Origin of the sequence: Aquamicrobium sp. LC103 (assembly GCF_001014615.2) — a bacterium.
In the GTDB taxonomy this organism is placed as follows: domain Bacteria; phylum Pseudomonadota; class Alphaproteobacteria; order Rhizobiales; family Rhizobiaceae; genus LBCQ02.
Genome location: NZ_LBCQ02000012.1, coordinates 1 through 24,495, shown reverse-complemented (window position 1 = coordinate 24,495; position 24,495 = coordinate 1). Strand labels below are relative to the sequence as shown.

Genomic DNA, 24,495 nt, shown 5'->3' with positions numbered 1-24,495 from the left:
TCCTCACGCCGCCGCGTCGAGCAACGGGCAGCCGGCAGCGCCGAGGATCGTCAGCGTCCTGCTCATCTCGTTGATCTGCAGGGCGAAGCTCTCGTCACCGCCCATGCCGGGCTTCGAAAGCAGGAATGTCGGTCGCGTGGCCAGCCCGATATGGGTGGTGATGCGCGACGACTGGTCGGTTTCGTTGGCGGTGCCGCCGAGATAGGCGGCCATGCCGATCGAGTTGCAATAGATCGCGGCCTCGATCGTGTTGTTGATGCCGCCGAGGTCGGGCGTCTTGATCTGCACCATGTCCGTGGCCTTGGCCTCGCCCCAGGCTCGGATGTCCTCGAGCGTGTTGCACCATTCGTCGGCGATGATCGTGCAATTGATGCCCTTGCGGCCGAGCACCGACCGCAAGCGCCCGAAAATCTCGATCTGGGCGGAAAGCGAATCCAGCACGAAGGGCGATTCGATCATCAGGTCGAAGGGCGCGACCGCATCCGCGACCCGGCCGAGATAGTCCGCCGTCCGCTCGACATCCTCCTCGAAGAGCTGGCCGATACTGCCATAGACGTCGAAATGAAGTTGCGGCTTGTAGTCCGGCGCGCCGATCTCCTGCACGCGGCGCCTGAACTTGGTCACGTAATCGAGGAAGAGCCGACCGTCGCGGCCGATATGCAGATCGATGTCTCCGAAGGAGGAATGCGGAAGGATATCAGCCCGTTTAAGGATCATCCTGTCGTGAAGGTTGTAGTTGTCGCGCATGCAGGAGGAGAGGATGGGGATGCGCGAATTGACGATCCGCTGGCCGTATTCGCGCGCGACAACCTCCGCCATCTGCTCGCGGCGCGCCAACGCCACGGCGTGGAGCAGCGCCTGGGTAATACCGTAGCGCACGGCCATGTGCAGCGGCTTGCCGTCGACCGTCAACCGGTCGAACTCCTCGGCGAGCGGGCGAAAGCTCGAAAGCTCGCGGCCGACGAGTAGCGGCGCGATGTGCTTTTTCAGCGTCTCCATATGCTCGACCGATTTGAACGGACGGTCGCGGCCGGCATAGCCGGCGAGAATTACGTCGGCGCAATCTCCATGCGCGATCAGGCCGTCGTCCAGAACGAGCATGACCGAAACGATCTCGGCCGCCTGCGTGATCGCGTCGAAGCCGGGCAGTACCGGTTCGCCATCGAAGAGATAGCCGTTCGGCTTCGCTCCCCTGCGGATCGCCTCGCGATCCTGGTGCACGAAACTCGATCTTCCGACCGAGAACAAAGCCTTTGCAATCTTCATGAAAACCGTCCCTCTGTTGGGCATCGCTCGCGGCAACGCCTGCGCGGGCATGATAGGGACGGCGATGCGGTAGCTTTTGCTAATTTTCACCCCCAGCAAAGCATGATGACGCTGTTTCGATCCTGATTTTTGCAATCCATACGGCGCTTCTGCTCGCTACGATCCCATTCCAGAAGGCACGCTTCGTGCTTCTCGCGGACATCGAACCGATCACCACGGCGGACCCTGAGTTCCAATCCACAAGCCGGGCGGTTCCTCACAATGGAGAGGACAATGAAAAGGATTCTCGTTCCCGGTCACGGATTTCTCAACTCCGCGGATCAGCGTGAAATCATGGCGTTCGCACGCAATGGCGCGACCCGCAGGGACGTGCTGCGCGGCCTCGTTGCCGCAGGCATCGGAGCCGGCGTAGCAGGCACCGTTCTGTCGAGCGTGACGCGGGCTTATGCGGAAACGCCCAAGAAGGGCGGAACCCTGCGCGTGGCCGGCGGCGTTTCCAGCAATGCCGACACGCTCGATCCCGCCGTGTTCGGCAACTCGACCGACTACAGCCGCGGGTTCATGTTCTACAACGGCCTCACGACGCTCGACAGCAAGCTGGCCGCCCAACCGGGCCTCGCCTCCTCGTGGGATCACGACGGCACGAGCAAGGTCTGGACCTTCAAGCTGCGCGACGACGTGCGCTTCCACGACGGAAAGGGCTTCAGCGCGCAGGATGCCGTCTACTCGCTGCTGCGCCACAAGGATCCGAACGTAGGCTCGAAGGCCAACGTCATTTCCGGCCAGATCGAAAGCGCGCGGGCAGCCAGTCCGACCGAGCTGGAAATCACGCTGGTGGCCGGCAATGCCGACCTGCCGGTGCTGCTTGGAACGCCGCATTTCCTGATCATCCAGGACGGGCAGACCGATTTCGCCAAACCCGTCGGCACCGGCCCGTACAAGGTCGAGGAGTTCACGCCGGGCGTCCGCTCCCTCGCCGTGCGCAACGAGGACTACTGGAAAGATGGCCAGCCCTATCTCGACGCCATCGAGTTCTTCGGTTTGTCGGAGGAGAACGCGCGCCTGAACGCCCTTCTCTCCGGCGACGTGCAACTCACGACCACGATCAATCCGCGCTCCATCCCGCAGCTCGAGGCCAATCCGGACATGCGGCTTTTCGAGACGAAGGGCGGCACGTACACCGACATGATCATGCGCCAGGACAGCCAGCCGACCGGCAATGCGGATTTCGTGCTCGGCATGAAGTACCTGATGAACCGGCAACTGGTTCGCAATTCGGTTTTCCGCGAATATGCGGTGATCGCCAACGATCACCCGATCGATCCGACGAACCCGTTCTTCGCCGCTGACCTTCCGCAGCGGCCATACGATCCGGAGAAGGCCAAATTCCATTTCGAGAAGGCCGGCGTTCTCGGCACGACGATACCGATGGTCGTCTCCGAAACGGCGCGCGCCTCGATCGAGATCGGAACGATCATGCAGCAGGACGCGGCCGATCTCGGCCTCAACATCGAACTGCAGCGCGTGCCGATCGACGGCTACTGGTCCAATTACTGGATGAAGGTGCCGCTCGGCTTCGGAACGCTCACGCCGCGCCCCACCGCGGACATGATGCTGTCGCTTCTCTACAAGTCGGATGCGGCCTGGAACGAAGCCGGCTGGAAGAACGAGAAGTTCGATCAGTTGCTTCTGGCCGCGCGCGTCGAAGCCGATTTCGACAAACGCAGGCAGATGTATGCGGACATGCAGTATCTGATCCACGAATTCGGCGGCACCGCCATCCCGACATTCTACAGCAATCTCGACGCGCATCACGCCTCGCTGAAAGGGCTGGTCCCGATCCCGACCGGCAACATGATGGGCTATAATTTCGCGGAGCACGTCTGGCTCGAGGCCTGAGCCTTCGCATCCTTGCCGCCCGGCGGGCAGCCGGGCGGTTCAACTTCGGATTGAACGATGGACGGACTTATCATTCGACTTATTGCCCAACGCATCGGGCTGACGATCATCATCCTGTTCATCGTCGCGACCCTGGTGTTCTTCACGACATCGGTGCTGCCGGGCGATGCGGCGCAGGCCATTCTCGGGCAATACGCCACCCAGGAGACGGTCGACGGCCTGCGTCAGACGCTCGGTCTCGACCGCCCGATTCCCGTCCGGTACGTGGAATGGCTCGGCGGCATGCTGACGGGCGACGCGGGGAATTCGCTGGTCAACAAATTGCCGGTCTTCGAGATCATCGGCTCGCGAATGCCGAACACGCTGTTCCTCGGCGCCCTGACGGCGGCGATCGCGGTCCCGCTGGCCCTGTTTCTCGGCGTGAGCGCCGCCATCTGGCGCGGCTCGATCTACGACCGCCTCACGAGCACGCTCGCCGTACTGGGCATGTCCACGCCGGAATTCTTCGTCGCCACGCTGGCGGTCCTCATATTTTCCGTCCAGCTCGGCTGGCTGCCCGCACTCGCCAATCTCAACACCGCGCAGGACTTCTGGGGCGTGCTGCGCGTGCTCGCCATGCCGATCGCCATCCTGAGCTTCGTCGTCGTCGCCCAGATGGCGAGGATGACACGCGCCGCGCTGCTCTCGGCGATGCAATCCTCCTATGTCGAGATGGCCACGCTCAAGGGGGCTAGCCGGCTGCGTATCGTGCTCCGCCACGCCTTCCCGAACGCTCTCGGGCCCATTCTGAACTCCGCCGCACTTGCACTCAACTCGCTGCTCAGCGGCGTCATCTTCGTGGAGATCATCTTCAACTATCCGGGCGTGGCCAAGCTGATGGTCGATGCCGTCTCGACCCGCGACCTGCCGCTCGTGCAGGCCTGCGCGATGATCTTCTGCGCCGGCTATCTGCTGTTGGTGACCGTGGCCGACGTCGCGGCGATCCTCGCCAATCCCCGCCTGCGCACAGGAGGAGCGAAATGAGCATCGCCGTCGAAAACCAGGTCTCGCGGCGCTATCTGCCGCGGCTGACCGTATTGGGCTGGATCGGCGTCTCGATCGTCCTGCTCTGGGCCGTCGTCGCGGTCTTCGCGCCTTGGCTCGCCCCGCATCGCCCCGGCCGCATCGTCGACATGAACGGCGTCTTCGGTCCGATCAGCGGCACCTTTCCCTTCGGCACGGACTACATGGGACGCGACATGCTCAGCCGGGTGATCGACGGCGCGCGCTACACGGTCGGCGTCTCGATCGCCGCCACGATGCTCGCCTCCTTCGCGGGGACGACGCTCGGGCTGTTCGCGGCGGTGGCGGGCGGATGGGCCGACAACATCCTCAGCCGCATCATGGATTCCATCATCTCGCTCCCCAGCACGATCTTCGCGCTGGTCATCATAGCCGGCCTCGGCTCGACGGTGCCGGTGCTGATCGGCGTTGCGGCCTTTCTCTATACGCCGGGCATCTATCGCGTCGCCCGAGCGGCGAGCGTCAACGTCGTGGTCATGGATTTCATCGAGGTAGCGCGTGCCAGGGGCGAAGGCATGGGCTATCTCATGCTGCGTGAAGTCCTGCCCAACATGATGCCGCCCGTGCTCACCGATTTCGGCGTGCGCTTCATCTATATCATGCTGCTGATCAGCGGCCTCGGCTTTCTCGGCCTCGGGGTTCAGCCGCCGAACGCCGATTGGGGAACGCTGGTCTACGAAAATCTCGCCGGTCTCGGCCTGGGCGCACCGGCCGTCTTCCTGCCCGCGATCTGCATCGTATCGCTGGCGCTCGCGGTCAACCTGATCGTCGACAGCTTCTCCGATCTCAGCAAGGCCGGGAGCTCCGAACTATGACCAGTGCACCCTTCGTCGAGGTTTCCGACCTGACCGTCAGCGTCCGCGACGACCACGGCCGCGACACGCCCATCGTATCCGACGTTTCGTTTTCCGTCGGCAGGGGCGAGGTGCTTGCCCTCATCGGCGAATCCGGTTCCGGCAAGACGACGATAGCGCTGTCGCTGATGGGCTATGCGCGCTCGGGATGCCGTTTCGACGCCGGCGAAGTCCGGGTCGGCAGCCTCGACGTCCTCGCCACGCCGCGGCACAAGCTCGAAAAGCTCCGCGGCGACAGGATCGCCTATATCCCGCAGAGCGCGGCGGCCGCCTTCAATCCCGCCTACCGCATCATGAACCAGGTGGTCGAAAGCGCGCTGATCCACGGCACGATGAGCCGTACGCAGGCGGAAGCCAGGGCGCGCGAAATATTCGCCCAGCTCGCCCTGCCTTCGCCCGACACGATCGGCGAGCGCTATCCGCATCAGGTTTCGGGCGGACAGCTCCAGCGGCTGATAGCGGCAATGGCGCTGATCAACGATCCCGACCTGGTAATACTCGACGAGCCGACGACCGCGCTCGACGTGACGACGCAGATCGATGTCCTGAAAGCCTTCAAGAATGTCGTGCGATTGCGGCAGGCGACCGCGATCTACGTTTCGCACGATCTCGCGGTGGTCGCGCAAATCGCGGACCGCATCGCGGTGCTGCGCAATGGCCGGCTGCAGGAGCTCGACGATGCTGGCCGCATCATTTCCGCTCCCGACAACGACTATACGAAGGAGCTTCTGGCAGCAGCCGAGCCGGCGCTGCGCGAAGCTCCCGACGCCGATGCGTCCGCCGGTCCGATATTGTCCGTGCGAGGGCTCACCGCCGGCTACGGCGCCATCAAATCCGACGGCATGCCGCAAATTCCGGTCCTGCACGACATTTCCTTCGACATCGGCAAAGGCAAGGCGCTCGGCGTCATCGGCGAATCCGGCTCCGGCAAGAGCACATTGGCGCGCGTCATCGCCGGCATCATGCCGGCCGCCAAAGGCACGGTGCACATGAACGGGGAAGCCCTTCCGATCTCGCGAGACGCCGGCAGGACGCGGGAACAGCGGCGAGCGACGCAGATCGTCTTCCAGATGGCGGATACGGCGCTCAATCCGGGCCAGACCATCGGCCAGATCCTGCGCCGGCCGCTGGACTTCTACGGTCTCGGGGCCCGTGGCGAACGCGCGGGGCGCGTCCGCGAGCTTCTCGACATGGTCAAGCTGCCGTCCAGCGTGATCGACCGGAAGCCGGCCGAGCTCTCCGGCGGTCAGAAACAGCGGGTCAATCTCGCCCGCGCGCTTGCCGCGAAGCCCGACCTGCTCCTGTGCGACGAGGTCACCTCGGCCCTCGACACGGTCGTTGCAAGCACCGTGCTCGATCTGCTGGCGGAACTGCGCAAGGAGCTCCGCCTCTCCATGATGTTCATCAGCCATGATCTCGGCACGGTGTCGGCAATCTGCGACGACGTGCTGGTTCTCTACGGCGGGCGAATGGCCGAGTTCTCCCCGCGTGTCGCGCTCGACCGGGCGCCGATGCATCCCTACACGGACTTGCTGATCAAATCCGTGCCCAAGCTGCGCACGGGATGGCTGGACGGCATCGATGCAATCGAACCGGGATTCCGCCCGCTGCAGACGGAAGCCGGGTGCAACTTCTTTCCGCGCTGCGCCTACCGCATCGAGGGCAAGTGCGACCGCACGGCTCCACCGGCGCTGCAGCTCGCCAAGGGCTCGCAGATCCGCTGCCATCGCGCGGAAGCGGAACTCGCGACCGATCAGACGCTTTCGAACAAGAAACTGCAAGCGGTGGGATAGGCCACCTTGAGATCATGACAGTCGTCACACCCGATACAGCAAGCCTCTCCGCCAGGCTCAAGAAGGACCCGTTGCTTCAGCCGCTGCGGATCCGCCATCTCACCCTGAAGAACCGGATCATGAGCACCAGCCACGCGGCAACGCTGGATGACGGTGCCATGCCGAAGGAGCTCTACCAGCGCTATCACGAGGAGAAGGCCAGGGGAGGGCTCGCGCTGACGATGTTCGGCGGCTCGTCGATGATCGCGCCGGATTCCAACTGGGGCGGCAGCCAGATGGACGTTTCCGCCGACGCCGTCATTCCGCATTTCCAGAGCTTTGCCGAACGCATCCACGCCCATGGCGCCGCGCTGATGATCCAGATCAGCCATCTCGGCCGGCGCGCCGACTCGTCGGTCGTCAACTGGCTGCCCAACATCGCCCCGTCCCGACTGCGTGAGGTCGGGCATCGCAGCTTCTCGCGCGAGATGGACGCGCACGACATAAAGCGCGTCGTCAAGCAGTATGGCGAGGCAGCACGGCGCTGCAAGGAAGGTGGTCTGGACGGTCTGGAGACGATGACCGGCGGGCATCTCATCGGCCAGTTCCTCTCCCCCCTGACCAATTTCCGTACCGACGGCTTCGGCGGCTCGATCGAGAACCGCGCCCGCTTCGGTCTCATGGTCCACGAGGAGATCCGCAAGCAGGTCGGCGACGATTTCATTGTCGGCATACGCTACGATATCGACGAGGCAGACGAGAACGGGCTGACCTTCGAGGATGCCCTGAAGGCGGCCGAGCTCTTCGAGCGCGAAGGACACGTCGACTTCTTCAACTGCATTTTCGGCAGGCTCGATACCGAGCTGGCGCTCCTTACGTTCAACATCCCGAGCATGGCACAGCCGCTCGCGCCGTTCCTCAAGCCAGTTGGTCTCTTCAAGCAGCATACCAGGCTGCCCGTCTTCCATGCGGCCAAGATTGCCGATCTCTCGACGGCGCGCTTCGCCGTCGCCGAGGGGCTGGTGGATATGGTCGGCATGACGCGCGCCCACATCGCCGATCCGCAGATCGTCAACAAGCTCATGCGCGGCGAGGAAGACCGCATCCGCCCCTGCGTGGGCGCCTCGCACTGCCTCTATCGCAAGGTGGCCTGCGTGCACAACGCCGCGACCGGCCGCGAGACGCAGCTTCCGCAGGTCATCGAGCAATCGCAAACCCCCGGTCGCAAAGTCGTCGTTGTGGGTGGCGGTCCCGCCGGTCTGGAGGCGGCTCGCGTCAGCGCCGAGGCCGGCCACAGGGTGGTCCTCTTCGAGGCCGCAAGCAAGGTTGGCGGCCAGATGATCGCGGCCGCCCAGGCGGGATGGCGGCGCGACATGTACGGCGTCGTCGATTGGCGGGAGAGCGAGCTGCAGCATCTGGGCGTCGATATCCGCACCGATTTTTACGCGGAGCCGGACGACGTGCTCGCCGAGAACCCCGACATCGTGGTCGTCGCCACCGGCGGCATCCCCGATATGGACTGGATCGACGGTGCCGAGCATTGCACCAGTGTCTGGGACGTCCTGCTGGAGCCGACGCAGGCACGCGACGACATCGTGATCTATGACGGAACCGGGCGCCATCCGGCTCCTTCCACGGCGGTGCATCTGGTCGGAAGCGGCCATGCGGTGCGGCTGGTCACGCTCGATCCCGTTCTCGCACCGGAAATGGAATATCAGTCGCGCACGACTTACCGCAAGCAACTCGCCGAATTGGAAGTGCCTGTCATCCAGGAATACAAGCTCGAGAAGGTACGCAAGGCCGACAATGCACTCGATGCGACGTTTCGGCATCAGCTCACCGGCAAGGAAATGGTGCTCAGGACCGCGCAGGTGGTCGTCGAACACGGCACCGTCCCGATGACGGACGTTTTCGACGGCCTGCGCGACATGTCGGTGAACAAGGGCGTCACCGATCAGGATGCGCTGCTTGCAATAAGAAAGCAGCCGCGACCGGCAGGTGCCGAAGGCTTCGAACTCTACCGCATCGGCGATGCCGTCACCAGCAGGTCGCTCCACGCCGCCATCTACGACGCGCTGCGTCTCTGCATCACGTTCTGAAGACGACGCTCGTCCAACATCCGATCTTCGACAGCAGAAACTTGTGCGGCATCTCGAGATAACGAACATTTCTGCCGAAAGGATCGCCGACGCAGCACCCCATGGAATTTCAATGGGCTAGGTTGGCCGGCAGAGAAGACAATGGAATACGAAAAATGCTTTCGAACAGCCTCCTGAACATGGACCACGATCACCTGATTCATCCGGTAACGTCGTGGAAGACGCATGAGCGCCGCGGCGCGACCGTGCTGGCTTCGGGAGACGGATGCTATGTGACGGACAGTTCCGGCCACAGGCTGCTCGACGGCTTCGCGGGCTTGTGGTGCGTCAATGTCGGCTACGGGCAGAAGACCATCGTCGATGTCGCCGCCGAGCAGATGGCGAAACTTCCCTACGCCACCGGTTACTTCCATTTCACCAGCGAGCCCGCCGTTCGCCTTGCCGCCCGGATCGCCGAACTCACGCCCGGCGATCTCGACCATGTCTATTTCACGCTCGGCGGGTCGGACGCGGTCGACAGCGCGGTGAAGTTCATCCGCTATTTCTGGAATGTCGCCGGCAAACCGGAAAAGCGGCACATGATCGCGCTGCAGCGCGGCTATCACGGCTCGTCCACCGTCGGTTCGGGGCTAACGGCCCTCTCGTCCTTCCATGCGAATTTCAACCTGCCCGCACCCGACCAGCACCACATCCCCTCGCCCTACCCCTATCGCCACCGCACCGGCGCCGATGCGGACGTGATCGCCGACTCCGTGGCGCAATTGCGCGCCAAGGTGGATGAGCTGGGCGCGCAAAACGTCGCTGCGTTCTTCTGCGAGCCGGTGCAAGGATCCGGAGGCGTGATCGTGCCGCCGCAAGGATGGCTCGCCGCCATGCGAGAGGCCTGCCGCGACCTCGACATCCTGTTCGTCGCCGACGAGGTGATTACGGGCTTCGGCCGCACCGGGCCGATGTTCGCCTGCGAGGCGGAAGGCGTCGCGCCGGACATCATGACGGTCGCCAAGGGCCTGACGGCGGGCTATGCGCCGATGGGCGCGACCATATTGTCGGAGAGAGTTTACCGCACCATCGCGGACCGCGCGCCCGAGGGGGCCGCGATCGGGCACGGCTTCACCTATTCGGGCCATCCAGTCAGCGCTGCGGTGGGTCTCGAAGCGATCCGCCTCTATACCGACGGCGGCATCCTCGCCAACGGCCAGAAATCGGGGCTTCACTTCGAGACGCGGCTCCGCGATCTTCTCGCTCATCCGCTGGTCGGCGATGTTCGTTCGCGCGGCTTGCTTGCCGGGATCGAACTCGTGGCCGATAAGGAGACGAAGCGCAAGCATGACGCGGAAATCAATCTGGCTGACCGTCTGGCCACGATCGGCTACAAGAACGGCCTGATCTTCCGGGCGTTCGCCGACAACATAATCGGCCTCGCCCCGCCCCTGACCTGCTCGCTGGACGAAGTCGATCTGATCGTCGAACGGCTTGAATCCACCCTCAACGAGGTTCTTGAACTGAAGGATATCCGTGATGCGACTAACTGACTTCAAGGTATTGACGTTCGACTGCTACGGCACGCTGATCGACTGGGAAAGCGGCATGGTCGAAGCGCTGCGCCCGCTGACCGACCGGCTGTCGACCAAGCTCAGCCGCGACCAGATCCTCGAAGCGCACGCCCGCCACGAATCCTTCCAGCAGAAGCAGACGCCCGGCAGGAACTATCGGGACATCCTGGCCTCGACATACCGCCGCCTCGCGGAGGAATGGGGCGCTTCGGTTTCCTGGGCGGAATGCATCGACTATGGCCGCAGCGTCGAGCATTGGCCGGCATTCGAGGATTCCGCCGGCGCGCTCAACTACCTAAAGCGCCACTACAAGCTGGTGATCCTGTCCAACGTCGATAATATGAGCTTCGCGGGATCGAACCGCCGCCTGCAGGTCGATTTCGACGGCGTCTACACCGCCGAGGACATAGGTTCCTACAAGCCCGCGCCGGCCAATTTCGAATATATGCTGGAGATGCTCGGCAGACGCGGTTACGAAAAGAAGGATATCTTGCACACGGCCGAAAGCATGTTCCACGACCACAAGCCGGCGAACAATTTCGGCCTGGCGTCCGCGTGGATCTACCGCCGCCACGATCGCGACGGCTTCGGGGCGACGATGCATCCAGGCGACATGCCAAAATACGATTTCAGATTCAACAGCATGGCCGATCTCGTTAAAGCGCATCAGGAAGAACTTCGCGCCGGAGATTGACGGTTTTCCTTGGGCTGCACATCGATGCAGCCCAATTTTTATGGAAATGCGATGGTAGCACTACCCAAGCTCGACCGGATCGACATAAACATTCTCGTTCATCTTCTGCAGGATGGCAGGATGAGCAATGTAAGCCTCGCCGACGCGGTGGGGCTGTCTCCCAGCCCCTGCCTGCAACGGGTCAAGCGGCTGGAAGCAGCCGGTATCATCCGGGGCTACGGCGCGCAGATCAACGTCTCCAAGCTTCTGGAGACGATGACCGTCTTCACCGAGATCACTCTCAGCGACCATCGCAGGGAAAACTTCATCAAGTTCGAAGCCAGCATCAAGAACGTGCCCGAACTGCAGGAGTGCCATCTGATAAGCGGCGGCTACGACTATCTGGTACGTTTCGTGGTGCGCAGCGTGAACCACTACCAGCAGATGATGGAAACGCTGCTCGACCGCAACATCGGCATCGAAAAATACTTCAGCTACATCGTGATCAAGTCGCCGATCATCAAATCGGCGCCGCCGATAAAGGAGCTGATGGCGTATACGGAGAACGACTTCTGATCACGACGGCCGGCATCCCGAACCTTGATCAAAGGCCCAGATGCAGCGTCTTGACTGACTGATATTCCTCCATGCCCTGACGGGCGCCCTCACGCCCGAAGCCGGATTGCTTGATCCCGCCGAACGGCGCCACCTCGATCGAGATCGTTCCCGTATTCGCGCCGACCATTCCGGTTTCCAGCCGCTCCGCAACGCGCCAGATCCGGCGCATGTCGTTGCTGTAGAAATAACCCGCGAGGCCGCTTTCGCTGGCATTGGCGAGCTCGACCGCCTCGGCCTCGTCGCCGAAGGAAAACAGCGGAGCCACCGGGCCGAATGTCTCCTCGCGCGCGAGCACCATGTCCGGATTTGCATCGGTCAGCACCAGCGGGGCGGCGAAGTTTCCGCCTGGTGCGCATTCGCTGGCAGCGAATTGAACGGCACCTTTCTCCAGGGCGTCGACGACATGGCGTTCCACCTTCCCGACGGCTGCGGCATTGATGAGCGGCCCTATGGTCGTGTCGGGCGCAAAGCCATTGCCGACCTTGAGCTTCTTCACCGCGGCACCCAGCCGTCCGGCGAATTCCGCGTAGACGCCCCGCTGCACCAGCACGCGGTTGGCGCAGACGCATGTCTGGCCGCCATTGCGGAACTTGCTCGCCATCAGCCCGGCCACGGCAAGATCGAGATCGGCATCGTCGAAGACGATGAACGGGGCATTGCCCCCGAGCTCGAGGCTCAGGCGCTTGAGGGTCGGAGCACATTCCTGCATCAGCAGCCGACCTACCCTGGTGGAGCCGGTGAAGGAGAGCTTGCGAACCTTGTCGCTGCCGGTGAATTGCGGACCGATCTGGTCGGGCATGCCGGTAACGACGCTGAGGACGCCGGCCGGAATGCCGGCGCGCTCGGCGAGCAGGGCAAGCGCCAGCGCGGACAGCGGCGTGAGTTCGGAAGGCTTGACCACCATCGCGCAGCCTGCGGCCAGCGCGGCGGCCGCCTTTCTGGTGATCATGGCGGCGGGAAAGTTCCACGGCGTGATCGCCACGGAAAGCCCCACCGGTTCGCGCAACGCGAAAATACGGCGATCGCCGGCAGGCGACGGAATGATCTCGCCATAGCCGCGACGCGCTTCCTCGGCGAACCACTTCACGAAGGAGGCGGCATAGCCGATCTCGCCGAGCGCCTCGGCGAGCGGCTTGCCCTGCTCGGCCGTCATGATGAGGGCGAGATCGTCGCGATTGTCGAGGATCAGCCCATGCCATTGCTCAAGCAGCGCCGCGCGGCGGGAAACAGGCACGTCCGCCCATTCACTCCCAGCCGCTTCCGCGGCCGCGAGGGCGCTCGACGTCTCGGAGGCGGTGAGCGCGGGCACGCGGGCGATTTCCCGTCCGGTCGCGGGATCCGTGACCGCTATCGTCGAGCCCGAAGCGGAAGCGATCCATTCGCCGCCGACATAGCAGCGCTCCACGAGAAGCGAACGATCCTTCAGCCCTTCAAACATGCCTTTTCTCCACGACTGCACTGCAACCCGATGTTTCGACACCGAAGCTAGCAGCGGCAGCCGGCAGTTTGTGCGGATTGCATCCCGACCCGCGGGGAGAATGTTTCAAGATCGCCTTTGTCGACGGCTTTACCGGTTCACGCCGCAGCACCGTCGTCGGTCACGTTTTAGAAACAGCGCATGGACGCGCTGGCTCCCGTCTCCCGCGTGAACTAAGCTTGAATCGGATCGACAACCGGTAGGGAGGCCAAACCAATTGAACCTGCGATTTGTCGAGACATTCCTCTGGGTGGCGCGGCTTGGAAGCTTCAGCGCCGCGGCGGAGAAGCTGAACACCACGCAGGCTGCCATCTCAAACCGCATCGCCACGCTCGAACGCGATCTCGGCGTGCAATTGTTCGATCGCGACGTCCGCTGCGTCCGGCTGACGCTTGTCGGCCAGAAGGCCCTCGACAAGGCCGAAAACCTGCTGATCGCTTCCGCGGAATTCCGGGAGGCGGTTTCGGGCCAGGCGAGCCTCAAGGGCTCGGTCAGCATCGGCACGATTGACTCCATCACCCATGCCTGGCTGCCCCTGTTCATCGAACGTGTGAAGGAGGTCTATCCCGGCGTGATCTTCGACCTGAACGTGGATACGAGCCTGAACGTCGCCCGCGACGTCATGGAAAGGAAGATCGATCTGGCGCTTCTCATGGGACCCGTGGTCAGCCAAGGGCTCACCAATGTGGATCTCGGCTCGGCGAGATGCATATGGGTTGCAAGCCCCAAATTCGGTCTCGCGGGGCGGCCTCTCGGCCTCGCCGAGCTCGCGGAGTATCCGATCCTCGCCTTTTCCAAGGACAGCCTGCCGCATCATCGTCTGCTGCACCAGTTCCACGAGCTGGGCATCGAACCCCCGCCGATATCCAACTCGAACTCGCTTGCCACCATCATGCGGCTCGCGATGGACGGCATCGGCATCGCCCCCCTGCCCGCCGACATCCTGCGCGACCATCTCGCCAGCGGCGCGCTCGTCGAGCTCGACGTCACGCCACAGTTCCATCCGCTGGACATGCATGCCGTCTATGCCGACCATCAGGACAATCTCATCCCGGCGATGCTGGCGCGCATGGCCCGCGAGGTCGCGCTGGAATTCAGCGGAAGCGGCGCCTTCCGCCGCCCGGAACGGTGAGCCGCGTTCCGGCACCTATAAGAAAAACCTATGGGCCGAGGCAATTTTTTGTCGTTTGTACCCCCCTGGAGAGTCCGACAGATTTCTTCCTCCACCAAGGAGGATTTAAATTGAAAGTCAGTCTCGTCCAAATGAACTCCCGGGAAGACAAGTCCCAAAACCTCAAGGAGGCCGCGCGTCTCGTCGAGGAGACGGTCAAGTCGGAAGCTCCCGATCTCATCGTCTTGCCTGAATACTACGCATTTCTCGGCGAAGGCCGAAGCAACATCCATGACAATGGCGAGACCTTTCCGGACGGCGAGGCATACAGCCTCATGTCCGGCCTCGCTGCCAGGCACGGTGTGACTATCCATGCCGGAAGCGTCGTGGAGAAGGAGGGCAACGCCCACTACAACACGACGGTCGTGTTCGGCCCAGACGGCAAGGAGCTGGCGCGCTACCGCAAGATGCATCTCTTCGACATCGACGCTCCCGGCGGCACCAGCTACCGCGAGTCCGACACGATCAGCCGCGGCGAGGAGATCGTCACCTACAAGGTGGGCGACACGACGGTCGGCTGCGCGATCTGCTACGACATCCGCTTCCCCGAACTGTTCCGCAAGCTGCGCGACGCCGGTGCCGACGTCATCGTCCTGCCCGCCGCCTTCACGCTCATGACCGGCAAGGATCACTGGGAAGTCCTGGCGCGGGCACGAGCCATCGAGACGCAGACATATTTCCTCGCAGTCGGCCAGGCGCTGTCGCATGCCGACGGGAAAAAATGGTGCTGGGGTCACTCCATGGTGATCGACCCGTGGGGGCACATCGTCGCCCAATGCTCCGACGGGGTCGGCACCACAAGCGCCCGTCTCGACCTCGGCTATGTCGGACGCGTCCGTGCCGACGTCCCCGTTGCCCAGCATCACGTGATTTGAAGAGGACCTGCCTCATGTTCGAAGTTCGCGACATGCCCGCGCAGATCGATCCGAAACTCGTCGCGAGGATGGAAAAGGTGGAAACCGCGACGGTCGGCCACTTCCTGCATTCGGGTTTCATCGACCGGGAGATCCGCGCCGTGCTTCCTGAAAAGCGCGTCGCGGGAACGGCGGTCACCATCCGGCTGCCGCACGCCGATTCCACCATCCTCCACTATCTCACCAAAATCGTCCGGCCCGGTGATTTCGTCGTCGTCGACAGGTGCGGCGATACACGCCACGCCTGCTGGGGCGGCGTCGTCACCCATGCGATGAAGATCGCCGGCATAGCCGGCGCCGTCATCGACGGCCCGGCCACGGATTTCTCCGAGATCCGCAAGGTCGAGATGCCGATGTGGTGCCGCGGCCCGTCGCCGATCACCACGAAAATCCTCGGCCTCGAAGGGGCGATCAACGTGCCGGTGACGGTCGGCGGCCAGGTCGTCAGCCCCGGCGACGCGATCATCGCCGACGAAAGCGGCGTGCTCGTGCTTTCACCGCGGCAGGCGGAATGGGCGACCGAAAAGGCGCTGGGCATGCAGGAAGCGGAAATAAAGCTGCTCGAGCGGCTGCGCGGGGGTGAGTATCTGCCCGACATTTCCGGGGCAACCAAGCTGGTCGACGACGAAAAACGTCGCGTCGCCTGACGCGACTTCCTGAAACCTCCAGAGAAAGGGACGACAATGAGAAAAACGAGGAAAACTCTGCTAGCCGCAATCGCGATCGCCCTGGCCGGCTCGGGCTCGGCCATGGCCGAAACCGTCACGCTCACGGGCTACAGCGGCATATTCCAGGACCACTACACGAAGGCCGTGCTCGAGCCCTTCATGGAAAAACATCCCGACATAACCGTGCAGTTCTATCCGATGGCCAATTCGGCACAGATGCTCGGTACGCTTCGCGCGCAGAAATCCAGCCCGCAGATCGACGTGGCTATCCTTGACGTCTCGGTCGCCAAGGCCGCCACCGACGAAGGCCTCTTCGTCCCCATCGACGAGAGCGTGACGGCGCATGTCGCCGACCTCTATCCCGCGGCACGTTCGAAAGGCGTGGCGGGCGTGGGCGTCACCTTCGACAATCTCGTGATCCTCTACAATACCGACGAGGTTAAGGAGGCTCCGACCTCCTGGGAGGCGTTGTGGGACGAGAAATACGCCGGCCGCGTCGTCATTCCCGCCGTCCCTGACATCCAGGGCACGACGCTCACCATCATCGCCAACCAGATGGCTGGCGGCGGCGACTACAAGGAGAGCGTCGATGCCGGCATCGAGAAGCTGGGCACGCTCGCGCCGAACGTACAGACCTGGGACCCGAAGCCGGACGTCTATCAGCCGATTGCCAGCGGACAGGCCGCGATCGGCATCGGCTGGAACGCGCGTGCGCAGGTCTATTCGCAGGAATCCGACGGCAAGCAGGGTGTGGCGCTTCCCCAGGAAGGCAGCGGCTTCCAGATCAACACGATCAACCTCGTCAAGGATGGCCCAGCCAGCGAAGCCGCCAAGACCTTCGTCGACTATGCCCTGAGCCCCGAGGCGCAAGCCGCGTTCACGGAGGAGATGTTCTACGCGCCGACCAATTCGAAGGCGCAGATCTCCGAACAGGCGCTGGAACGCACCGCGGCAGGCTCGATGGACAAGATGATCGATATCGACTGGCTCGAGGTCGCGAAGATCCGCGACGGCATTACCGAACAGTGGCGCAGGCGCATCATCCCGCTCAGCCGTTGACCGTTCCGCAATGGCCTCGAGGAGACAAGAGATGATGCACCAGAAGAACTTCGCGGCGGAAGCGTCACAAGGCGATCCGGACGCCTATCTGCGGCTGGAAGGCGTATCGAAGACCTATGGCGACTTCGAAGCCGTCAGGTCGCTGGACCTCGCAATCGGGAAGGGCGAACTCGTCGCCCTCCTCGGCCCTTCGGGATGCGGCAAGACGACGACGTTGCGCATGATCGCGGGCCTGGTGCCCACGAGCGGCGGCCGTATCACGGTCGGGGAAACGGACCTGACCGCCGTTCCGCCTCACGGGCGCGACATGGGATTGGTGTTCCAGAGCTACGCGCTCTTCCCGCACATGACGGTCGCCAGGAACGTCGCCTTCGGCCTCGAGATGCGGTCCATCCCGCGCGGCGAGATCGATCGCCGCGTGAAGGAGGCGCTCGCCATGGTTCAGCTCGACAAGCTGGCCGAGAGGCGTCCGCGGGAACTGTCGGGCGGCCAGCAGCAGCGCGTCGCGCTTGCTCGCGCCCTGGTCGTCAAACCGTCGATCCTGCTTCTCGACGAACCGCTCTCCAACCTCGACGCCAAGCTGCGCGACGAAATGCGCACCCAGATCCGGGATATCCAGCAGCAGGTGGGCATCACGACCGTCTTCGTCACCCACGACCAGGTTGAGGCGCTCAGCATGTGCGACCGCATCGTCGTGATGCGCAACGGACGTGTCGAGCAGATCGGAACGCCGGTGGACGTTTACGAGCGTCCCGCAACGCCCTTCGTCGCATCCTTCGTCGGCCGCACGATCCGGCTTTCGGGAACTGCGAACGGAGACGGTGCGATCGACATCGGCGGCGACGTCATCCGCAGCGCGGCAGGACTTGCCCCGGGTCCGGCCGAGATCATGGTGCGCCCGCACCGAATAGAAGTGGACTGGACGGGGCAGGCGAAGACGAAAGATGACGTCAATCGTCTCTCCGGCGTCCTGTGCAGGATCACCTTCGTGGGCGACGTGATCCAGTATCATGTCGGCATTGGCGATGCCGAGGTCATCGCGGAAGCTTCGACCACCGGAAATCAGCAGCTGCCGGCCGCGGGCACGCCGGTCACGCTTTCCTGGCGGGTCGAGGACACGATGGCGTTCGGGAGCGGGCAATGAGCGTAGCCGCGACCTTCGCTTCCCCTTCCTCCAAGGCTCCGAGCACGGCAAGCCTCGCCGTGATGCTGCTCCTGCCGATCGCGCTCGTCAACGCGGTCGGCTTCATCATACCGGTGCTCAACCTCGCCCGCATGTCCTTCAACGAAGCACTGCCCGGCGGCGGCATAGGCGAAGCCCTCACCCTGGCCAATTGGCAGAGCCTGGTCAGCGACGGCTTCTATCTCGGCCTCGTCGTGAATTCGATCGGTGTCAGCCTCCTGATCACCCTGATCACGCTGGTGCTGTCCTATCCGATCGCGCTCTACCTGCATCGCTCCAGCGGCCGCTGGCGTACCTTCCTGACCGTGCTGGTCATCTCGCCGCTGCTCACCTCCGCCGTGGTGCGAACCTATGGCTGGATCGCCATCCTTTCCGACCAGGGACCGGTGGTGCAGACGATCGCCGCGCTCGGCTTCACGCCGCCTCGGCTGATGTTCAATCTGACGGGCGTGATCGTCGGGCTTTCGGAAATCCTGATGCCCTACATGATCCTTGCCTTGCTCGCCGGTTTCGGACGTCTCGACCCGCGCGTCGAGGAGGCGGCCCGGACGCTTGGCGCGACACCTTTCCGAACCTTCGCGAGGGTGATCCTTCCGCTTACCCTGCCCGGCATCGCGCTCGGATGCCTGCTCTGCTTCGTTCTGTCGATCTCGTCCTTCATCACACCGAAGCTGATGGGCGGCGGCCGGGTCTTCCTGCTGGCGACCGAGATCTACGACCAGGCGATCGTCACCCTGAACTGGCCGCTCGCGGCCACGCTGTCGATGCTGGTCCTCATCATCTTCGGAGCCGCGCTCGGCGCCTATTCGCGCGTGCTGCGCGCGATCGACTAGGAATCGATACGATGGAAATGCACCGCACCTCCCTGCCGATGGGAATTCTCGTCACCCTTCTTTTCCTGTTCCTGCTTGCGCCGGTCCTCCTGGTCTTCCCCATTTCCTTCAGCGGCGACCAGATACTCGCCTTCCCGCCTAGCTCATGGTCGCTGCGCTGGTATTCGGCGCTCGCATCGAACACGGTGATGATCTCGGCCTTCTCGACCAGCTTCGTGCTGGCGGCGATCGTCACCGCGCTCTCGCTGCTTATCGCGGTGCCGGCCGCCTATGCGATCGTGAGGTTGAAGACCGCCGGTTCCGAGTTCCTGTTCAACCTGTTCACAGCGCCCCTGCTGCTGCCGACGATCGTGCTCGGCCTGGCGATCCTCATCGTGTTCGCCTCGATCGGGCTGCTCGCCACCTTCCACGGGTTGGTGATCGCGCATCTCGTGGTCACCCTGCCCTATGCGCTGCGCGTGCTGGCGGTGTCCCTCGGAGCCGCCAATATGGCATGCGAGGAGGCGGCATCCTCGCTCGGCGCGAAACCGCTCACCGTGTTCCGGCGGGTGACCCTGCCGATGATGACGCCCGGTATCGTCGCGGCCACGGCGCTTTGCTTCCTCGTCTCCTTCGACGAAGTGGTGATTACGCTGTTCCTCACCGGCCCACGCCTGACGACATTGCCGGTCGAGCTCTTCAACCATGTCGAAAGACGGGCCGATCCGCTGGTCGCCTCGGTGTCGGTTCTGCTGATCATCGTGACGCTCGCGGTCGTGCTGATCGTCGATCGGTCGATGGGACTGACGAAGACTTTCGTCGAGAAGAAATAGTCAAAACGACATCCGATCGCCGGAGAGGCATCTCGCGGGCGATCGGACAGGCATCTTTTCGCGCTGCAGCAATTTCACTGCCCTTCCAGCCGTTCCTCCGCGGTCTGCGAAATCTCGGCTGTGGATCGAGCGGGCATTTTTGGTTGCAGCGCAACATAAATGACGGTACGTCATGTGCAGGCGGTGGTGGCTACATTCTTTGAGGAGATGGAATTGCCAAATCCCGCCGAGCCCTCCTGTTTCCCCGGTTCTCATCGAAACGTCGTGGCCCTTCCGGCCCGACCGCGGGCCGGAACGCTGTTTTCGTAATCGAGCAGGCAGCCTCCCTCGCCTTTCGGACTGATCGTTTCTTCCGACAAGGCCCGATCCTTCTTCGCAACCTGTTTTATCCCGTTGTCCGGCAGCTTTCCCGATCCGGGAGGCGTTCCGAGGCCGAGCGGGGAATTAATTGAATAGATGGAGCCGTTTTGATGCTCACCGACTTCAGCGACGTATCCCAACTTCCGGAAAGCCCCGAAATCGTCATCGTCGGCGCGGGCGCGGTCGGCCTTACAATGGCGGTGGACCTCGCGCGGCGTGGCAAGCAGGTGCTGCTGCTCGAAGCAGGCGGGAGGGACGTCGACGGCATGAGCCAGAACTATTTCGAAAGCGCGGCATGCATCGGCCGCCAACTGGCCGGCTTGCATGAAGCTCGGGTTCGCGCGCTCGGCGGCACGACCAATCTCTGGGGCGGGCAACTCGTCCGCCTCGACCCGATCGTGTTCGAGAACCGCGACTGGCTCGGCGCCGGCGGGTGGCCAATCAAGGGAACGGATCTCGACTCCGCTTACGAACGCGCCTTCGACCTTTTCGGCATGCAGAGGCGGCTGGAGGACCGGGAGGTCTGGGAAAGGCTGACGATCACGCCGCCGGAGACCGGAAAAAACCTGGAATTCTTCTTCACCCGCTGGACGCCGGAGCCCAACTTCGCGAAACTTTTCGCGAGGGACATCGCCCGTCTCGACAATCTCCGGGTTGTCGCCAATGCGCCCGTGGTCGGCCTCTGGAGCGACGAGAACGGCAAGCAGATCGGTGTGGTGGTCGCCCACGGCGACGGTAAGCACAGGCTCCGCGCTCAAAAACTTGTCCTCGCGCATGGCACGATCGAGATAGCGCGCCTGCTCTCCATGCCGCTCACCAATTCCTCGATGGCGCCCTGGGCCGGCAATCCCTGGCTGGGGCGTGGCTTTAGCGACCATGTCGACGCCTATGCCGGCAAGGTCGCGCTCCTCGATCGCAAACGCTTCCATCAATTGTTCGATGCGGCCGTGCTCGACGGACTGAAATATCTCCCCAAGCTGAAACTCACCGAAGGCGCGCAGCGCGAGGGCAGTTTCCTCGGAATCGCCGCCCATTTCGTTTCGGAATCGGCCAACGATGAAGAGCTGATCTGGCTCAAGGGCGTCGCGCGCGACCTGCTCAACCGGAAGATCGACGGCCGGGTCTTCCGGGGCTCGCGCAGGATCGTCTCCCTTACGCGGGCGGCGATACCCGTGGCGACGCGCTACCTGCGCCATCGCCGCATCTACAATCCCGGCGAAAAGGGGATTCGCCTGCGCCTGACCAGCGAGCAGATCGGCCTTTCACGCAGCGGTTTGCGCCTCGCCGACAAAGCCGATCCGCTGGGCATGCCCATCGTCGAAATGAACTGGCAGATCGACGGGGCGGAACTCGAGACCATGGCAAGCTTCGCCATCGCGGTCGCGAACTTCCTGCAGCGGGAGGGACTCGCCGAGATCGACCTCGACAATCATTTGCTCGACCGCGACCCGGCCTTTCTGTCGCGCGCGGACGATGGTTATCACCATATGGGCATGGCTCGCATGGCGGCCTCGCCGGCCGACGGTGTCGTCGATGCCGACCTCAGGGTTTTCGGCACCGACAATCTCTTCGTCGCCGGCGCGGCCGCCTTCCGTTCCACCGGCTTCGCCAATCCGACGCTGACGGGAGTTGCGCTGGGATTGCGCCTGTCTGAGGCGCTGCAAAATGGCAAGGCATAAGCCGGACGCCACGCGATCACGTCGTCGTGGCGCGGCCGCTTTTCATGACGGCTGGAATTCCGACGGATTTAGGCCTTTAATGAACGGATTGCTTCTGTTCCTCGAGCGCCACGGTCGCCAACGACGCGAGAGCATCGCAATGGATCGCAAACCCTTCTTCATCCGCCGCGGAACGGCCGCACCGAGCAGCGGATCGGAAACTTCCGAACCGACGATGATACGATGCGTCTTCCGAAGCCGAGACCACGCAAAAAGCATCGGAAAAGGAGAAATGCGATGACCGACTACAAAGTTGGCTATTTGATCGGAAGCCTTTCCAGCACCTCGATCAACCGCAAGCTTGCAACCGCGCTGACGCTGCTTGCGCCGAAAGAGCTAGACATGACGGAGATTTCGTTCCGCGATCTCCCGCTCTACAGCCCGGACTATGACGCGGACTATCCGCAGGTCGCGCTCGACTTCAAAAAGGCGATCGCCCGCCAGGATGCCATCCTGTTCGTCACTCCGGAATACAACCGCGCCATTCCCGGCGCTCTGAAGAACGCCATCGACTGGGCAAGCCGCCCCTATGGCACGAATGCGTTTTCCCGCAAGGCATCGGCGGTGATCGGCGCATCCATAGGAGCGATCGGCACCGCGGTCGCGCAGCAGAACCTGCGCAGCGTGCTCAGCTTCTGCAATTCGCCGCAGATGAACGCACCGGAAGCCTATATTCACTTCACGCCGGGGCTGATCTCGGAGGACGGCAAGGTCGCCGTCGAATCGACGGCCGAGTTCCTGCGCAATTATATGGCGGAGTTTCACGCCTTCATCAGAAGAGTGCGCACCGTCCTGCCGCGCGAGGCCTGATCGGTCTTCCCGGGGCGCTCTCCTTCCGCACCCGATGGCGATCGGCATTCCACCGTCGGCGTTCAGCTTGCGAGTTTGTTTACGTCGCTCCGGTAACGTCGCGCTTATTTGAAAGTGACAGTGAAGGAGGAGATCATGGACCGCAGGTCATTTGGGAAGGGCGCGGTCGGGCTCGGCGCGGCTTCGTTCCTCGCCAACGGCGCGGCGGCATCCTCCAGCTCGGACGAGGACACGGTGCCGCCGCTCATGGGCGGCTCGATCGTCGACGTCCCCGGCGTAAAGCTCGGCCATCACACGCTTTCGAGCCGGCCCACCGGATGTACCGTCCTGCTGTGCGAGGAAGGCGCAGTGGCCGGCGTCGACGTCAGAGGCTCCGCGCCCGGCACGCGCGAGACCGACCTCCTCGACCCGATCAATGCCGTCCAACAGGTTCAGGCTATCCTGCTCTCCGGCGGCAGCGCCTACGGACTCGAGGCCGCGACAGGCGTGATGCGCTATCTGGAGGAAAGAAAACTCGGCTTTCAACTCCGCTCCGGCGTCGTCCCGATCGTGCCGGCAGCGATCCTGATGGATCTGGGCGTCGGCGACTTCACCATCAGGCCCGACGCCGAGGCCGGCTACAAGGCCTGCCTCGCCGCCACTTCCGACCCCTCGCCGGAGGGCAATGTCGGCGCCGGCGCCGGTGCGACCGTCGGCAAGATGTTCGGTTCGGCCTTCGCCATGAAGGGCGGATTGGGCACGGCGAGCTTCACGGTGCCTGGAACAGAGGTGGTTGTCGGCGCGATCGTCGCGGTGAACGCGGTCGGTGACGTCTACCACCCGCTGAGCAACAGGATGCTGGCCGGCGCCCGCGCCGAGGACGGCAAGGGTTTTCGCGACACGATCTCGGCGATCATGAACGGTCATCGTGTCGTCAGGTCGCCGGGCGCCAACACGACGATCGGCGCCGTCGCCACCAACGTGCCGTTCGACAAGGCGCAGATGAAGAAGATCGCCGAGATGGCGCATGACGGCTTCGCCCGCAGCATCAATCCGATCCATACGATGTCGGACGGCGACACGATCTTCGCGCTGTCGACCGGCAAGGCCAGCGTCGAGGCGGACGTATCCGCGATCGGCGCGATCGCAGCCTTGGTCATCGCCCAGGCGGTGGCGCGCGCCGTCATCCAGGCGGAAAGCCTGCCGGAATACGAGATCCCGGCACATCGGGACTATCCGGGCAGGATCTAGCGGAAGCGTCGGTGCCACCCACCACGCACGCGATTTCCGCTCGAACGAATGTCCGGCTACGCCGCGGACGGCACCCGCCACCGGCGGCAACCGACCAGCATCGTCATGGAGGGGAAAGGTCCGGCGAGCTTTCTCCCGGTGTTGTTGCAAATGCCGACCTTGGCGATCTGCGGTTGCCGGCACCCTTCCAAAGTCGGAACAGAAATATTAGTTTGAACTAACGAATATTAATAGCCGACAGTTCTAAAAACAACTTCGCCGTTTCCACGAATCACTGTAGATTCATCGTTGTCACTGGCGTTTCTCCTCCGTTTTGGTGCCGGTGATGGTTCCTCCCAACTTGCCCGCTTCGGCGGGTTCTTTTTTAGAGCATGGTCGGCAAGGCCGTTTTCCGGCTCGGAGATCGGCCCCATACTGCATGGCGCCGAAGGCTCGAAGTAAGCCATCGGCGCCGGCTTTTGCGG

21 protein-coding genes are annotated in these 24,495 nt (G+C 63.3%); 18 read left to right on the top strand and 3 right to left on the bottom strand.

All coding sequences use genetic code 11. The annotated features are described in order from the left end of the window. Positions 1-3 precede the first annotated feature (3 nt). Entirely contained in the window at positions 4-1,266 is a 1,263-nt protein-coding gene (locus tag XW59_RS21895; protein ID WP_047148019.1) for a methylaspartate ammonia-lyase, read from the bottom strand. Positions 1,267-1,539: 273 nt separating this feature from the next. On the opposite strand from XW59_RS21895, the gene XW59_RS21890 reads away from it, so the two are divergent. The 8 genes from XW59_RS21890 (at position 1,540) to XW59_RS21855 (ending at position 11,754) form a co-directional block, all read left to right on the top strand. Continuing rightward, complete coding sequence (locus XW59_RS21890) at positions 1,540-3,165, top strand: ABC transporter substrate-binding protein (protein ID WP_047148072.1); 1,626 nt, start codon at positions 1,540-1,542, stop codon at positions 3,163-3,165. Positions 3,166-3,222: 57 nt separating this feature from the next. Further along, complete coding sequence (locus XW59_RS21885) at positions 3,223-4,188, top strand: ABC transporter permease (RefSeq protein WP_047148020.1); 966 nt, start codon at positions 3,223-3,225, stop codon at positions 4,186-4,188. Then, positions 4,185-5,042, top strand: a complete 858-nt coding sequence (locus XW59_RS21880; protein ID WP_047148021.1) for an ABC transporter permease — start codon at positions 4,185-4,187, stop codon at positions 5,040-5,042. Before XW59_RS21885 ends, XW59_RS21880 begins: the two co-directional genes overlap by 4 nt. Continuing rightward, complete coding sequence (locus XW59_RS21875; protein WP_047148022.1) at positions 5,039-6,874, top strand: ABC transporter ATP-binding protein; 1,836 nt, start codon at positions 5,039-5,041, stop codon at positions 6,872-6,874. Before XW59_RS21880 ends, XW59_RS21875 begins: the two co-directional genes overlap by 4 nt. Positions 6,875-6,888: 14 nt before the next feature. Further along, positions 6,889-8,952, top strand: a complete 2,064-nt coding sequence (locus tag XW59_RS21870) for an FAD-dependent oxidoreductase (protein ID WP_047148023.1) — start codon at positions 6,889-6,891, stop codon at positions 8,950-8,952. Between the two features lie 155 nt (positions 8,953-9,107). Next, positions 9,108-10,484 carry an aminotransferase class III-fold pyridoxal phosphate-dependent enzyme gene (locus XW59_RS21865; RefSeq protein ID WP_047148024.1) on the top strand — a complete coding sequence of 459 codons (1,377 nt, stop codon included), beginning with the start codon at positions 9,108-9,110 and terminating at the stop codon, positions 10,482-10,484. Then, positions 10,471-11,199 carry a haloacid dehalogenase type II gene (locus XW59_RS21860; RefSeq protein WP_047148025.1) on the top strand — a complete coding sequence of 243 codons (729 nt, stop codon included), beginning with the start codon at positions 10,471-10,473 and terminating at the stop codon, positions 11,197-11,199. Before XW59_RS21865 ends, XW59_RS21860 begins: the two co-directional genes overlap by 14 nt. Before the next feature lie 51 nt (positions 11,200-11,250). After that, complete coding sequence (locus XW59_RS21855) at positions 11,251-11,754, top strand: Lrp/AsnC family transcriptional regulator (RefSeq protein ID WP_047148073.1); 504 nt, start codon at positions 11,251-11,253, stop codon at positions 11,752-11,754. Positions 11,755-11,782: 28 nt separating this feature from the next. On the opposite strand, the gene XW59_RS21850 is transcribed toward XW59_RS21855, so the two are convergent. Beyond that, positions 11,783-13,234: an NAD-dependent succinate-semialdehyde dehydrogenase gene (locus tag XW59_RS21850; protein ID WP_047148026.1), complete on the bottom strand. Its 1,452-nt coding sequence runs from the start codon at positions 13,232-13,234 to the stop codon at positions 11,783-11,785. Between the two features lie 256 nt (positions 13,235-13,490). On the opposite strand from XW59_RS21850, the gene XW59_RS21845 reads away from it, so the two are divergent. From XW59_RS21845 to XW59_RS21800, 10 genes are all read left to right on the top strand, one after another. Beyond that, positions 13,491-14,405, top strand: coding sequence for a LysR family transcriptional regulator (locus XW59_RS21845; RefSeq protein WP_047148027.1), 915 nt, complete (start codon positions 13,491-13,493; stop codon positions 14,403-14,405). Between the two features lie 110 nt (positions 14,406-14,515). Continuing rightward, entirely contained in the window at positions 14,516-15,319 is an 804-nt protein-coding gene (locus XW59_RS21840; RefSeq protein WP_082137756.1) for a carbon-nitrogen hydrolase family protein, read from the top strand. A gap of 14 nt (positions 15,320-15,333) precedes the next feature. Beyond that, positions 15,334-16,005: an RraA family protein gene (locus XW59_RS21835; RefSeq protein ID WP_047148029.1), complete on the top strand. Its 672-nt coding sequence runs from the start codon at positions 15,334-15,336 to the stop codon at positions 16,003-16,005. Positions 16,006-16,041: 36 nt separating this feature from the next. Further along, a complete protein-coding gene (locus XW59_RS21830) occupies positions 16,042-17,085 on the top strand; it encodes an ABC transporter substrate-binding protein (protein WP_047148030.1) in 1,044 nt (347 codons plus the stop codon). Between the two features lie 31 nt (positions 17,086-17,116). Further along, positions 17,117-18,229: an ABC transporter ATP-binding protein gene (locus tag XW59_RS21825; RefSeq protein ID WP_047148031.1), complete on the top strand. Its 1,113-nt coding sequence runs from the start codon at positions 17,117-17,119 to the stop codon at positions 18,227-18,229. Next, positions 18,226-19,101, top strand: coding sequence for an ABC transporter permease (locus XW59_RS21820; RefSeq protein WP_047148032.1), 876 nt, complete (start codon positions 18,226-18,228; stop codon positions 19,099-19,101). Before XW59_RS21825 ends, XW59_RS21820 begins: the two co-directional genes overlap by 4 nt. An 11-nt stretch (positions 19,102-19,112) precedes the next feature. Continuing rightward, entirely contained in the window at positions 19,113-19,913 is an 801-nt protein-coding gene (locus XW59_RS21815) for an ABC transporter permease (protein ID WP_047148033.1), read from the top strand. Positions 19,914-20,383: 470 nt separating this feature from the next. After that, entirely contained in the window at positions 20,384-21,952 is a 1,569-nt protein-coding gene (locus XW59_RS21810; protein ID WP_047148034.1) for an FAD-dependent oxidoreductase, read from the top strand. 276 nt (positions 21,953-22,228) lie between these two features. Continuing rightward, positions 22,229-22,801: an NADPH-dependent FMN reductase gene (locus XW59_RS21805; RefSeq protein WP_047148036.1), complete on the top strand. Its 573-nt coding sequence runs from the start codon at positions 22,229-22,231 to the stop codon at positions 22,799-22,801. Positions 22,802-22,936: 135 nt separating this feature from the next. After that, positions 22,937-24,031, top strand: coding sequence for a P1 family peptidase (locus tag XW59_RS21800; RefSeq protein WP_047148074.1), 1,095 nt, complete (start codon positions 22,937-22,939; stop codon positions 24,029-24,031). A 227-nt stretch (positions 24,032-24,258) separates the two neighbouring features. Here XW59_RS21800 and XW59_RS29535 read toward each other — a convergent pair. After that, a partial coding sequence (locus tag XW59_RS29535; protein WP_206077733.1) for a hypothetical protein occupies positions 24,259-24,495 on the bottom strand: 237 nt, incomplete at its 5' end.

Coding starts and splice junctions, on each gene's coding strand:
- XW59_RS21895 (WP_047148019.1), bottom strand. CDS start 1,266: ATGAAGATTGCAAAGGCTTTGTTCTCGGTCGGAAGATCGAGTTTCGTG.
- XW59_RS21890 (WP_047148072.1), top strand. CDS start 1,540: ATGAAAAGGATTCTCGTTCCCGGTCACGGATTTCTCAACTCCGCGGAT.
- XW59_RS21885 (WP_047148020.1), top strand. CDS start 3,223: ATGGACGGACTTATCATTCGACTTATTGCCCAACGCATCGGGCTGACG.
- XW59_RS21880 (WP_047148021.1), top strand. CDS start 4,185: ATGAGCATCGCCGTCGAAAACCAGGTCTCGCGGCGCTATCTGCCGCGG.
- XW59_RS21875 (WP_047148022.1), top strand. CDS start 5,039: ATGACCAGTGCACCCTTCGTCGAGGTTTCCGACCTGACCGTCAGCGTC.
- XW59_RS21870 (WP_047148023.1), top strand. CDS start 6,889: ATGACAGTCGTCACACCCGATACAGCAAGCCTCTCCGCCAGGCTCAAG.
- XW59_RS21865 (WP_047148024.1), top strand. CDS start 9,108: ATGCTTTCGAACAGCCTCCTGAACATGGACCACGATCACCTGATTCAT.
- XW59_RS21860 (WP_047148025.1), top strand. CDS start 10,471: ATGCGACTAACTGACTTCAAGGTATTGACGTTCGACTGCTACGGCACG.
- XW59_RS21855 (WP_047148073.1), top strand. CDS start 11,251: ATGGTAGCACTACCCAAGCTCGACCGGATCGACATAAACATTCTCGTT.
- XW59_RS21850 (WP_047148026.1), bottom strand. CDS start 13,234: ATGTTTGAAGGGCTGAAGGATCGTTCGCTTCTCGTGGAGCGCTGCTAT.
- XW59_RS21835 (WP_047148029.1), top strand. CDS start 15,334: ATGTTCGAAGTTCGCGACATGCCCGCGCAGATCGATCCGAAACTCGTC.
- XW59_RS21830 (WP_047148030.1), top strand. CDS start 16,042: ATGAGAAAAACGAGGAAAACTCTGCTAGCCGCAATCGCGATCGCCCTG.
- XW59_RS21825 (WP_047148031.1), top strand. CDS start 17,117: ATGATGCACCAGAAGAACTTCGCGGCGGAAGCGTCACAAGGCGATCCG.
- XW59_RS21820 (WP_047148032.1), top strand. CDS start 18,226: ATGAGCGTAGCCGCGACCTTCGCTTCCCCTTCCTCCAAGGCTCCGAGC.
- XW59_RS21815 (WP_047148033.1), top strand. CDS start 19,113: ATGGAAATGCACCGCACCTCCCTGCCGATGGGAATTCTCGTCACCCTT.
- XW59_RS21810 (WP_047148034.1), top strand. CDS start 20,384: ATGCTCACCGACTTCAGCGACGTATCCCAACTTCCGGAAAGCCCCGAA.
- XW59_RS21805 (WP_047148036.1), top strand. CDS start 22,229: ATGACCGACTACAAAGTTGGCTATTTGATCGGAAGCCTTTCCAGCACC.
- XW59_RS21800 (WP_047148074.1), top strand. CDS start 22,937: ATGGACCGCAGGTCATTTGGGAAGGGCGCGGTCGGGCTCGGCGCGGCT.